This window comes from Actinokineospora bangkokensis, from assembly GCF_001940455.1.
Taxonomy (GTDB): domain Bacteria; phylum Actinomycetota; class Actinomycetes; order Mycobacteriales; family Pseudonocardiaceae; genus Actinokineospora; species Actinokineospora bangkokensis.
Window position 1 is genome coordinate 355022 of sequence record NZ_MKQR01000028.1, and the last position, 12180, is coordinate 367201.

A 12180-nucleotide genomic window follows, 5' to 3' on the forward strand; every position below is an offset into this window, starting at 1 on the left:
TTACGGGGACGGGGGTGCGGCGTAACACGAGAACGTTTCAGCTAGGCGCCAGGGTCTTGTGGCCCCCGGCCGCCGGTCGTCGGTCCCGTGCCTGCGGGACAAGGCATCCGACGCGCGGGCGCGTGCCGTCCGCGCGGCGCACCGCGGGGGCCGCGGTGTCCACTGTGAACACGCAGGAGCCCGCGCCGGGTGGCGCGGGCTCCTGCGGGGTGCGTGCTCAGAGGGTGGCGGCCAGCCGCGTCCCCTGGTCGATCGCGCGCTTGGCGTCCAGCTCGGCGGCCACGTCGGCGCCGCCGATCAGGTGCACCGGCACGGAGAGCGCGTCGGCGAGGTCGCGCACCGGCTCCTGGCCCGCGCACAGCACGACGGTGTCCACCCGCAGCGTGCGCGGGTCCGTGCGCTCCTTGCCGAAGGTGATGTGCAGGCCCTCGTCGTCGATGCGCTCGTAGTTGACCCCGCGCAGCTGCTCGACGCCCTTGGCCTTGAGCGCCGCCCGGTGCACCCACCCGGTCGTCTTGCCCAGGTTCTTGCCGATCGGCCCCGGCTTGCGCTGGAGCAGGTACACCGTGCGCGCGGGCGGGGCGGGCTTGGGCTCGGTCAGCTCGCCGCGCTCGGTCACGCCCCACTCCGCGGCCCAGTCGGCGCCGGAGTGGGTCAGGAACTCGGTGACGTCCACGCCGATGCCGCCCGCGCCGATGACGGCCACGGTGTCCCCGACCGGCTTGCCGTGCCGCACCACGTCGGCGTAGGTCAGCACCGACGGGTGGTCGACGCCCTCGATGGCGGGCACCCGCGGCGCGACGCCGGTGGCGAGCACCACCTCGTCGAAGGCGTTGAGCACCTCCGGGGTCGCCGTGGTCGACAGGTGCACGGTGACCCCGGTCACCGCCAGCCTGCGGGTGAAGTAGCGGATCGTCTCGGCGAACTCCTCCTTGCCCGGGATGCGCTGGGCGATGGCGAACTGCCCGCCCAGGTCCGGCTGCGCCTCGAACAGCTCCACCGAGTGCCCCCGCTGCCCCAGCTCCACCGCCGCGGCCAACCCGGCGGGCCCGGCGCCCACCACCGCGATCCGCTTGGCGCGCCGCGCGGGCAGCAGCACCAGCTCGGTCTCCCTGGCCGCCCGCGGGTTGACCATGCAGGAGGCCCTGCGGTTGGCGAAGATGTGGTCGAGGCAGGCCTGGTTGCAGGCGATGCACGTGTTGATCTCGTCGGTGCGCCCCGACCCGGCCTTGCGCACCCAGTCCGGGTCGGCCAGCAGCGGCCGCGCCATCGACACCAGGTCGGCGTCGCCGCGGTGCAGCACCTCCTCGGCGACCTCGGGCATGTTGATCCGGTTCGAGGTGATCACCGGGATGGACACGTGCGGCTTGAACGCCGCCGTGATCCCGGTGAACTGCGCCCGGGGCACCGAGGTCACGATGGTCGGCACGCGCGCCTCGTGCCAGCCGATGCCGGTGTTGATGATGGTCGCGCCCGCGGCCTCGACCTCCTGGCCCAGCGCGACGACCTCCGCCCAGCTCTGCCCGCCCGGCACCAGCTCGGCCATCGACAGCCGGTAGACGATGATGAAGTCCGGCCCCACCGCCGCCCGCACCCGGCGCACCACCTCCACCGGGAACCGCCGCCGGTTCTCCGGCGACCCGCCCCACCGGTCGGTGCGCTTGTTCGTGCGCTCCGCGAGGAACTGGTTGATCAGGTAGCCCTCGGACCCCATGATCTCCACGCCGTCGTACCCCGCCTCGCGGGCCAGCTCGGCGGCCCTGGCGAAGTCGTCCACCGTGCGCCCCACGCCGCGGTCGGACAGCGCCCGCGGCTTGAACGGGTTGATCGGCGCCTTGATCGCCGACGCCGAGGCGCTGAACGGGTGGTAGGCGTAGCGGCCCGCGTGCAGCAGCTGCATCGCGATCTTGCCGCCCGCCTCGTGCACGGCCCCGGTCACCTCCCGGTGCCGCGCCGCCTCACGCCGGGTCGTCATCTTCGACGCGAACGGCTTCAACCACCCGGTGCGGTTCGGCGCGAACCCCCCGGTGATCATCAGCCCCACCCCGCCCCTGGCCCGCTCCGCGAAGTAGGCGGCCAGCTTCGGCACGTCCCGCGCGCTGTCCTCCAGCCCGGTGTGCATGGACCCCATGACCACCCGGTTCCGCAACGCCGTGAACCCCAGGTCCAGGGGGGACAGCAGGGTGGGGTACTCGCTCATCGGCCCTCCAGGGCGTCCAGCACCTCGGTGCACCACGTGACGAAACCGCTCTCCGCGCTGATCCCCCCGCGCAGCACCAGGTACTGGTGCAGCGCGGTCCCGCTCAGCGCCCCGGGCTCGGGGAAGTCCTTGTCCGCCAACCGCCGGTACAGCGCCAACCGCTCGGCGTGCGCGTCCCGGTGCCGCGCCACCTCCGCCCGCAGCGCCGCCAGGTCCCCGTGGGCGGCCCCCCGGATCTTCACCGCCAACTCGTCCCGCACCTCCACGGGCTCCCCGGGCTCGGCGATCCACCGCTCCAGCTCCACCCGCCCCGCGGCCGAGACCGAGTACACCTTCTTGTCCGGCTTGCCCTCCTGCGGCACGTGCACGGAGCTGACCCACCCGGCCTCGTCCATCCGCTTGAGCACCCGGTAGATCTGCTGGTGCGTCGCCCGCCAGAAGAACCCGATCGACCTGTCGAACCGCCGGGTCAGCTCGTAGCCCGAACCCTCCCGCTCGGCCAGCGAGACCAGGATCGCGTGCTCCAGCGCCATGGGAGCACCGTAGCTATGCAACGAGGTGCAGTGCAACGAGCTGCCTATGTGACCTGGACCGCCCCCGGAACCCCAGCCCGCCGAGCCGTCCACAGCCCGCCGAGTTGTCCACACCCTGTCGGTGGGGGTCGAGTTCCGTCGCCCCCCGCCGGTAGCGTTGAAAACAGGGTTCCCCTTGCCCGGGGTACACCCGCGCCAGCCTGCGACGAAGCACGAGCGACGGCGAAGCCGCCCCTCGATTCGGTTCTTCCGAGTTTTCCGAAGAACGCGACCACCCCAGGAAGCCGGGCCCGCAACGCAATCCCCTGACCCACCCCCGCCGGCCCCGAGCCGCGTCAGCCGAGGTGGTCGGCCACCCGGGCCGCGACCGCCCCGGCCAGCAGCGGCGGCACGGCGTTGCCGATCTGGCGGGCGATCTCGATCTTGGAGCCGCGCCAGCGGAAGGTGTCGGGGAAGCTCTGCAGGCGGGCCGCCTCCAGGTGGGTGATGGGGCGGTGGTGCTCGGGGTGCAGGTAGCGGCCCTTCTCCGGTTTGAAGAACTCGGTGCGGATGGTCAGCGACGGCTGGTCCCAGCGCATCCGGCCCATGACGTCGGTGGTGCCCGTGCGCTTCTCGCGCCAGCAGCGGGGGAGCAGGTCGTCCGGGAGGTCGAACCGGCCGCCGCCCGGGGGGATCGCGCGGTAGCGGGCCAGCGACAGCGGGGTCGGGTTGCGGCCGACGTGCAGGTCCAGGCCGCGGAAGTCGCCGGGCAGGGTGCGGCCGAAGGCGCGCACGCTGCGGCTGGGCAGGGTGGTGGAGGCGGGGGCGGCGGGCAGGCCGGTGATGGCGGTGCGGACGCCGACCCAGTCCGCGCGGGTGTGGGTGGGGGTCGGCAGGGGGAGCGCGCCCACCCGGGAGCCGAGGACGAAGGCGCGCTTGCGGCGCTGCGGGACGCCGAAGTCGGCGGCGAGGAGCAGGCCCCAGCTCAGCTCGTAGCCCGCGGCGGCGGCCTCGGTGCGCAGCAGGGCGAACTCGGCTGAGCCCAGGAAGCGGTCGACGTTCTCGATGACGAACGCGCGGGGGCGCGCGGCCCGCACGACGCGGAAGTACTCCCGCCACAGGGCGTTGCGGGGGTCGTCGACGTCGCGGCTGCCGAGGGCGGAGAAGCCCTGGCACGGCGGTCCGCCCACGACCAGGTCGACCTCGGGGACGTCGGTGACGGTGGCGATGTCGCCCTGGTGGACGTGCTCGGGGCCGAAGTTGGCGGCGTAGGTGGCCGCGGCGGCGTGGTCGTGCTCGACCGCCAGGACGGGGTCGAAGGCGGCGCGGAAGCCCTGGCTGAGGCCGCCGCAGCCCGCGAACAGGTCGATCATCGTCATCGCCACGCCGCCAGGCTAGCCGGCCGGGGCCCGCGGGCGGGCAGGGCTCGTCCGCCGCCGTGCCGGGTGCGGGGAGCACGGCCTACGGGTGCACGGTGCCCGCGCGCTTCACGGTGCGGATGATCGGGCTCATCTCCACCTCCCGCACGTGCGCCAGCGCGCCGATGCGCCGGGTCAGGTAGCGGTAGAGGTCGCCGGTGTCGCGGCAGACGACGGAGGCCACCAGGTTGCGCGGGCCGGTGGTGGCCGCGCAGAACACGACCTCCGGGTGCGCCGCGAGCTCGCGGCCGGTCTCCTCCAGCAGCGACGGCGGCACGGCCGCCCACAGCTGGCAGTTGGCGTGGTAGCCCAGCCCCGCGGCGTCCACGTCCACGTCGAAGAACACCAGCCCGCCCGCGCGCAGCGCCTCCACCCGGCGCGCCGCGGTGGACTCCGACCAGCCCGCCGCCCTGGCCAGCACCGGGTAGGGGGCGCGGCCGTCGCGGGACAGCTCGCGCAGCAGGGGGCGGTCGGCGTCGGCGAAGTCGGTGGCGGGCGCCGCGGCCAGCCGCGGGCGCAGGGCGGCCACCTGGGCCTCGTCGAGCACCCGGAACCCGCCGAAGACGTCCGGCCCGCCGCCGTAGACCTGGAGCACGTTGTGCGCGGTCACCGACACCACCGGGGCGGTGTTCTGCAACCGCTGGAGCAGCAGGTCGTCGCGCTCCTGCGGTGACCAGGACTGCAAGCTCGCGCTGATCTCGGTGCCCGCCGACAGCAGGTGCACCCACCGGGTGTCCTCGCGCCGCGCCAGCGCCGCGGCCACCTCCAGCGCGCTCCCCGGCTGGCAGTGCAGGCGGATCAACCAGCGCGCGCCGCCGAGCCGGGCGGCGTCGACGGCCCCGACCACCCGCAGCACCCCGCCCTCGCGCAGCCGGGCGTAGCGGCGGGCCACCGTGCGGTCGGAGACGCCCAGCACCTCCCCGACCCGGGCGAACGGCGCCCGGCCGTCGATGCTCAGGGCGTGCACGATGCGCACGTCAAGCGCGTCGATATCCACCACTGCGGCCCCCGTTCGCGTCGGATGCTCCCATCATGGCCCTGTGAGGCGCGGTTTCACCCACCGGGACCCCACCCTGTGACCATGCCCTCCACGCGTTCCCGGTGGTGGCCGCTCGTGGCCATCTGCCTCGGTTCCTTCATGCTCCTGCTGGACGTGACGATCGTGACCGTCGCGCTGCCGCAGATCGCCGCCGACCTGCACGCCTCGTTCAGCGCCCTGCAGTGGGTGCTCGACGTCTACGCCCTGGCCCTGGCCGCCCTGCTGCTCGCGGCGGGCTCGGTGGGCGACATCATCGGCCGCCGCCGCGCCTACGCCGCGGGCCTGGTGCTGTTCGCGCTCGGCTCGCTGGCCTGCGGCCTGGCCCCCTCGGCGGCCGTGCTCATCACCGCCCGCGGCCTGCAGGGCATCGGCGGCGCGCTCATGTTCGCCACCACCACCGCCATGCTCAACGCCACCTACACCGGCCGCGACCGGGGCGTGGCCTTCGGCATCTGGGGCGCCACCAACGGCGCCGCGTCCGCGCTGGGCCCGCTGGTCGGCGGGCTGCTCACCGAGCACGCGGGCTGGGAGTGGATCTTCCTGGTGAACCTGCCGGTCTCGGTGGTCACCCTCGCCCTCGCGCTGGCCGTCACCCAGGAGACCCGCAGGCCCGGCGTGCGCGTCGACGTGCCGGGGGTGGTCTCCTTCGGCGTGTTCGCCGGGGCGCTCACCTACGCGCTGATCCGCGCGGGCGACAGCGGCTGGACCGCGCCCGCCACGCTGGGGTTCCTCGCCACCGCCGCGGTGGCGTTCGCTGTGTTCCTCGCCGTCGAGCGCCGGGCCGAGCACCCGCTGCTGGACCTGGGCCTGTTCCGCTCGGCGTCGTTCAGCGCCACCATCACCGCGGGCCTGCTGCTCATGGCCGCCGCGTTCGCCGTGCTGGCCTACACGTCGGTGTGGTTGCAGGGCGTCCTCGGGCTGACCCCGGTGGCGGCGGGCGTGGCGATGCTGCCCCTGGCCATCTGCTCGTTCCTGGTGTCCGCGCTGGCGGGCAGGGCGCTGCAGGACGTCTCGCCGCGGTGGGTGGTCGGGGCGGGCATGGTGCTCGTCGGGGTCGGCGCGGCCCTGCAGGCGCTGGTCGACCGCGACTCGACCGCGTGGGTGCTGGTGCCGGGGCTGGCCGTCACCGGGGTCGGCGTCGGGTTGGCGATCCCGACCCTCACCTCGGCCGCGATGTCCGCCGCGCCGCCGCAGCTGGGCGGGATGGTGGCGGGCGCGCTCAACACCGCCCGCCAGCTCGGGTACGCGCTGGGCGTGGCCGTGCTGGGGCTGGTGTTCAAGCAGACCGTGCAGGGCCGCGTCGACGACGACGGCCTGGCGGGTGCCATCGCCGCCGGGCAGGCGCCCCGCACCGACGTGGTGCGCGAGGCCGTCGCCGCGGGCCTGCGCGACGGCTACCTGGTGGCCGCCGCCGCGGGCGTGGTCGGCGGGCTGCTCGTGCTGTGGCTGGTCCGCCCCGCCACCCGCGCCCACGGCCCCGCCGCGCCCGCCCCCGCCCGGCCGTGACGGCGCAGCGCCCTCGCCCGGGTCGGCGGCGTCCGGGGACTGGTCCACCGCGTCGCTGACCGCCAGCCCGGTGTGAACGGCGCCTCAGTCGCGCACAACGGGCCCGCCCGCGGCAGGAGCGCTCCGTAACGCGCCTTCGGGACCGCGGACACGCCGCCGTAACGCGCGCTCCCTAGCTTCGCCGTCAGCGGCCGGTGACCGAGGAGGGCGTGTGTCGACGACCGTGCGCACGGTGTGCTCCTACTGCGGTGTCGGGTGCGGCGTCCTGCTGGACGTCGGCATCGGGCCCGACGGGCGGCGCACCGCACTCAAGGCCAGCGGGGACAAGGCCCACCCCACCAACGGCGGTCGCCTGTGCACCAAGGGCGCCACCAGCGCGGACCTGCTCGCCGCGGGCGACCGGCTGGGCACCGCCCTGGTCCGCCCCGACCGGGGCGCCGAACCCGTGCCCACCCCCGTCGACCAGGCCATCCGCGACGTCGCCGCCCGGCTGCGGGCGATCCTCGACGAGCACGGGCCGGACGCGGTGGCGCTCTACGTCTCCGGGCAGATGACGCTGGAGGCGCAGTACCTGGCGAACAAGCTGGCCAAGGGCTTCCTCGGCACCAACCAGATCGAGTCGAACTCCCGGCTGTGCATGGCCAGCGCGGGCACCGGCTACAAGCTCTCCCTGGGCGCCGACGGCCCACCCGGGTCCTATGAGGACTTCGACCGCGCGGACGTCTTCCTCGTCACCGGCGCCAACATGGCCGACTGCCACCCCATCCTGTTCCTGCGCATGATGGACCGGGTCAAGGCGGGCGCCAAGCTCATCGTCGTCGACCCCCGGCGCACCGCCACCGCGGAGAAGGCCGACCTGTTCCTCCAGCTGCGCCCCGGCACCGACCTCGCCCTGCTCAACGGCCTGCTGCACCTGCTCGTGGCGGGCGGGCACGTCGACCGGGCCTTCGTCGACGAGTGGACCGAGGGCTGGGACGCGATGCCGGGGTTCCTCGCCGACTACACCCCCGAGGCCGTCGCGGAGATCACCGGTGTGCCCGCCGCGGACCTGCGCGCGGCCGCCGAGCTGATCGGCGCCGCGGGGGAGTGGATGAGCTGCTGGACCATGGGCCTCAACCAGTCCACGCACGGCACCTGGAACACCAACGCCCTGGTCAACCTGCACCTGGCCACCGGGGCCATCTGCCGACCGGGCAGCGGCCCGTTCTCCCTCACCGGCCAGCCCAACGCCATGGGCGGCCGGGAGATGGGCTACATGGGACCGGGGCTGCCGGGGCAGCGCAGCGTGCTCGCCCCCGCCGACCGGGCGTTCACCGAACGGGTGTGGGGGCTGCCCGAGGGCACCCTGCGCACCGACGCCGGGGCCGGGACGGTCGACCTGTTCGAGCGGATGGCCGCGGGCGAGGTCAAGGCCTGCTGGGTCATCTGCACCAACCCGGTGGGCTCGGTGGCCAACCGCAAGACCGTGCTGGCGGGCCTGGAGCGCGCCGAGCTGGTCATCACCCAGGACGTGTTCGCCGCGACCGAGACCAACGCCTACGCCGACGTGGTGCTGCCCGCGGCGATGTGGGCGGAGGGCGAGGGCGTGATGATCAACTCCGAGCGCACGCTGACCCTGGTGCCCGCCGCCGTCGAGCCGCCCGGCGAGGCCCTGCCGGACTGGCGGCTCATCGCCGGGGTGGCCTGCGAGCTGGGCTTCGCCGACGCGTTCACCTACGGCAGCGCCGAGGAGGTGTTCGACGAGATCAAGCAGTTCCACAACCCGGTCACCGGCTACGACCTGCGCGGGGTGACCTACGAGCGGCTGCGCGAGACCCCGGTGCAGTGGCCCGCCCCGCCCGGCAGCGGCCCGCGCAACCCCATCCGCTACCGCGAGGGCGACGGCCTGCGCTTCCCCACCCCCAGCGGCAAGGCGCAGTTCTTCGCCCGCCCGCACATGCCGCCCGCGGAGATGCCCGACGAGGACTACCCGTTCGCGCTCAACACCGGCAGGCTCCAGCACCAGTGGCACACCCTGACCAAGACGGGCAAGATCGCCAAGCTCACCAAGCTCAACCCGGGCCCGTTCGTCGAGGTGAACCCCGCCGACGCCCGCGCGCTGTCCATCGTGGACGGCGACACCGTGGAGGTCGCCTCCCGCCGCGGCCGGGCCGTGCTGCCCGCGGTGGTGACCGACCGGGTCCGGCCGGGGTGCGTGTTCGCGCCGTTCCACTGGAACGACCTGTTCGGGGAGTACCTGAGCGTCAACGCCGTCACCAACGACGCGGTGGACCCGCTGTCGTTCCAGCCGGAGCTGAAGGTGTGCGCGGTGGCGCTGACCAAGATCGCCACAGCCGCCACAGCCGCCACAGCCGCCACAGCCACCACCGCCCCCGCCGAGCCGTCCGACGCGCTGGCGGCGCGGTTCGGCGTGGGCGGGGTCGAACCGCCGGTGCTGGGCGAGGCGGAGAGGACCTACCTCGCGGCGTTCCTGCAGGGCGTGCAGACCGCGGGGAGCGCGCCGGGCGTGCCCGTGCTGCCCGCGGGCTCGCCGCTGTCCCCCGCGCAGAGCCAGTGGGTCAACGGCCTGCTGGCGGGGCTGTTCTCCCGCGCGGCGGCGGGGGCCGGGACGCGTGAAGTGCTCGTGCTGTGGGCCTCGCAAACCGGCAACGCCGAGGAGTTCGCGGGCTCGGTCGCGGCGGCGCTGGCGGGCGCGGGCCACTCGACCAAGCTCGTGTGCATGGCCGACATCAGCCCGTCGGCCCTGCCGAGCGAGGTCGACCTGCTCTTCGTCAGCAGCACCTTCGGCGACGGCGACGCCCCGGACAACGGCACCGGCTTCTGGAGCGAGCTGTCCACCGTGGACTCCCTGGAGGGCGTCCGCTACGCCGTGCTCGCCCTCGGCGACTCCAACTACGACGACTTCTGCGGCCACGGCAAGCGCCTCGACGCCCGCCTCGACGAGCTGGGCGCCCGCCGCCTGGCCCCGCGCGTCGACTGCGAACCGGACTACGAGGGCCCGGCCCGCCAGTGGCTCGACCAGGTGGTCGCGGCGCTCGCGGGCCCGTCCGCACCGGCCAGGACCACCGAGCGCGCCCCGGAACCCGCGGGCCGCGCCAAGCCCGGCGTGCGGCTCGCCCCGCTCGTCGGCAACCGCCTGCTGAGCCTGCCCGGCGCCGCCAAGGAGGTCCGCCAGTTCACCTTCGACCTCTCCGGCACCGACCTGGCCTACGACGTGGGCGACGCCCTGGGCGTGTGGCCGGACAACCACCCCGCCCTGGTCGAGGAGTGGCTGGCGGTCACCGGCCTCACCGGCGCGGAGACCGTGGAGGTGGCCTCCGTGGGCGAGGTCGCGTTCGCCGAGGCCCTGGCCAGGCACCTGGAGATCGCCAAGGTCACCCCCGGCCTCGTGCGCTTCCTCGCCGAGCGCACCCACGACCGCGACCTGGCCATCCTGCTGCGCCAGGACGACCGCGACGCGCTGGCCAAGTGGTCCTGGGGCCGCCAAGCCGTCGACGTCGCCGCGGCCTACCCGCTGCGCGCCACGGCCCAGGAGTGGGTGTCGGCCTTCAAGCGCCTGCAACCCCGCCAGTACTCCATCTCGTCGAGCCCCCTGACCGACCCCACCCGCGTCAGCCTCACCGTCTCGGTCATCCGCTACGGCGCCACCCGCCCCCGCACCGGCGTCTGCTCGGCCTACCTGGCCGACGCCGAGCCGGGCCTGGAGGTCCCCCTCTTCATCCAGCGCACCCCCCACTTCAAGCCCCCCGCCGACCCCGCCACCCCCGCCATCATGGTCGGCCCCGGCACCGGCATCGCCCCCTTCAAGGCCTTCCTCGACCACCGCAGGGCCCGCGGCGACCACGCCCCCAACTGGCTCTTCTTCGGCGAGCAGCAGCGGGCCACCGACTTCTACTACGAGGACGAGCTCACCGCCCACCGCACCACCGGCACCCTCACCCGCCTCGACACCGCCTTCTCCCGCGACCAGCGCACCAAGGTCTACGTCCAGGACCGCATGCGAGAACAGGCCCCCACCCTCTACTCCTGGCTGGAGAGCGGAGCCCACCTCTACATCTGCGGCGACGCCACCAGAATGGCCAAGGACGTCGACCGCACCCTCAAGGAGATCATCACCCACCAAGCCCACCTCGACCCCCAGGAAGCCGAAGCCTACGTAAAGCGCCTCACCACCGAAAAGCGCTACCTCCGCGACGTCTACTGACCCGCTACCGCCACCACCCTGTGCTATGACTGGGGGCTATGACTGGGGCGGTGCGGCCAGACGTCCAACAGCGGCTCCGTCACGTCAAGTGGATCGGCGGCGGCAGCGGGGCGGGGAAGTCGACCATCGCCCGCCACCTCGCCGCCCGCCACGGCCTGCGGATCTACGCAACCGACGACGCCATGCTCGACCACGCACGGCGGAGCACCCCGGAAAGCGCGCCACAGCTGACCCGGTTCCTGGAGATGTCCATGGACGAGCGGTGGTTGGGGCAGACGCCGGAGGCCATGGTGGACTCCTTCCACTGGTTCCGCGGCGAATGCTTCGACCTGGTGGTCGAGGACCTGCTGACCACGGCGGCCAAGCCGGGTGGCGTCATCGCGGAGGGCTTCCGCCTGCTCCCACACCTCGTTCGGCCGCTTCTCATCGACCCGGGGCAAGCGGTGTGGCTGCTTCCCACCCCAGAATTCCGGTCCGCCGCCTTCGACAACCGCGGGACGATGTGGGACATCCCCAACGCGACGAGCGACCCCCGCACCGCACAATGCAATCTCCTCAAACGTGACCACTTGTTCACCGAACGCCTGCGTCGTGAAGTGGAGGGCCTCGGCCTGCCGTTCGTCGACGTGCACGGATCACTCGGCGAAGATGAGCTGGTGAACCACGTTGCTGCAACGCTGGGGCTATGACCGCAAGGTTCCCCGGCAGGATAAGGCTTATTCATGAATTAATCTTCTTCGTGACAGCGCGACATGACCCAGGCCGCCGCCGACCTGGTCGCCCAGGACTTGTGTGTGAATCGCCGCGCCTCCAGTGTCCCGTCGATGGGGTTCAACTCGACGAGTCCGGGGCTTTACGTTGCCGCTGGGTGGTTTTGTTGCCTGGGATTGGTTGTCGCGTTCGTGCTGCTATGCCTGCATAATTGTGACCGCCTGCTGAACTGAGATCGGCGACATCGGCGAGTTCGGATCGCACAATGGCGCGTCGCCGCTCGCTTTTGCAGGCTTTATGCCCGTGTCGGAACGCGGCCCAGTGGAGCTGCCCGTACGTCTTCCGCGCCCGCGCGTCGGCGACGTCGAGCGCTTCGAGGAAGCCCTCACGGATCACGGAGTCCAGGTCGTTGCGTTTGTTGGGGAACCGGGAACCAGGCTTGCCGCCGATGTGTGTCAGGCCTGGTACCATCGTGATGGCGGCCACCGTCGTCCACGGCTCCGGCTCCCGTTTACGCCCAGCGGACCGGCTCCTGCTACACGGCGTCTTTAATCACCCAGCTCTTTTAGCGCTTCAGCAATAGCACGTGC

General features: G+C 73.3%; 8 protein-coding genes. 3 read left to right on the forward strand and 5 right to left on the reverse strand.

Features of this window, described 5'->3' with window-relative positions; all coding sequences use genetic code 11:
• Positions 1-217 precede the first annotated feature (217 nt).
• The 4 genes from BJP25_RS28720 to BJP25_RS28735 form a co-directional block, all read right to left on the reverse strand.
• On the reverse strand, positions 218-2200 hold the full coding sequence (locus tag BJP25_RS28720; RefSeq protein ID WP_075978127.1) for an NADPH-dependent 2,4-dienoyl-CoA reductase: 1983 nt from the start codon (positions 2198-2200) through the stop codon (positions 218-220).
• Positions 2197-2733: a PadR family transcriptional regulator gene (locus BJP25_RS28725; protein ID WP_075978128.1), complete on the reverse strand. Its 537-nt coding sequence runs from the start codon at positions 2731-2733 to the stop codon at positions 2197-2199. Before BJP25_RS28725 ends, BJP25_RS28720 begins: the two co-directional genes overlap by 4 nt.
• Positions 2734-3068: 335 nt before the next feature.
• Positions 3069-4091 (reverse strand): DNA cytosine methyltransferase, encoded by a 1023-nt coding sequence (locus BJP25_RS28730; RefSeq protein ID WP_233158352.1) that lies wholly within the window; start codon positions 4089-4091, stop codon positions 3069-3071.
• Positions 4092-4173: 82 nt separating this feature from the next.
• The gene (locus tag BJP25_RS28735; RefSeq protein WP_075978130.1) at positions 4174-5130 is read right to left on the reverse strand and encodes an Lrp/AsnC family transcriptional regulator; all 957 of its coding nucleotides are present in this window, start codon (positions 5128-5130) and stop codon (positions 4174-4176) included.
• Positions 5131-5211: 81 nt separating this feature from the next.
• Between BJP25_RS28735 and BJP25_RS28740 the strand changes: the two genes are divergently transcribed.
• The 3 genes from BJP25_RS28740 to BJP25_RS28750 all read left to right on the forward strand — a co-directional run bounded on the left by BJP25_RS28740 (position 5212) and on the right by BJP25_RS28750 (position 11568).
• Positions 5212-6675, forward strand: coding sequence for an MFS transporter (locus BJP25_RS28740; RefSeq protein WP_075978509.1), 1464 nt, complete (start codon positions 5212-5214; stop codon positions 6673-6675).
• Positions 6676-6886: 211 nt separating this feature from the next.
• Positions 6887-10879: a bifunctional nitrate reductase/sulfite reductase flavoprotein subunit alpha gene (locus BJP25_RS28745; protein ID WP_198943624.1), complete on the forward strand. Its 3993-nt coding sequence runs from the start codon at positions 6887-6889 to the stop codon at positions 10877-10879.
• A gap of 50 nt (positions 10880-10929) precedes the next feature.
• Complete coding sequence (locus BJP25_RS28750; protein WP_233158318.1) at positions 10930-11568, forward strand: hypothetical protein; 639 nt, start codon at positions 10930-10932, stop codon at positions 11566-11568.
• A 142-nt stretch (positions 11569-11710) separates the two neighbouring features.
• Here the strand turns inward: BJP25_RS28750 and BJP25_RS33820 are convergent, their stop codons facing one another.
• Positions 11711-12076 (reverse strand): hypothetical protein, encoded by a 366-nt coding sequence (locus tag BJP25_RS33820; RefSeq protein ID WP_143219362.1) that lies wholly within the window; start codon positions 12074-12076, stop codon positions 11711-11713.
• Between the last annotated feature and the right edge of the window lie 104 nt (positions 12077-12180).

Bases quoted from the DNA above. Each gene is read 5' to 3' on its own strand.
- BJP25_RS28720 (WP_075978127.1), bottom strand. From the start codon at position 2,200: ATGAGCGAGTACCCCACCCTGCTGTCCCCCCTGGACCTGGGGTTCACG.
- BJP25_RS28725 (WP_075978128.1), bottom strand. From the start codon at position 2,733: ATGGCGCTGGAGCACGCGATCCTGGTCTCGCTGGCCGAGCGGGAGGGT.
- BJP25_RS28730 (WP_233158352.1), bottom strand. From the start codon at position 4,091: ATGACGATGATCGACCTGTTCGCGGGCTGCGGCGGCCTCAGCCAGGGC.
- BJP25_RS28740 (WP_075978509.1), top strand. From the start codon at position 5,212: ATGCCCTCCACGCGTTCCCGGTGGTGGCCGCTCGTGGCCATCTGCCTC.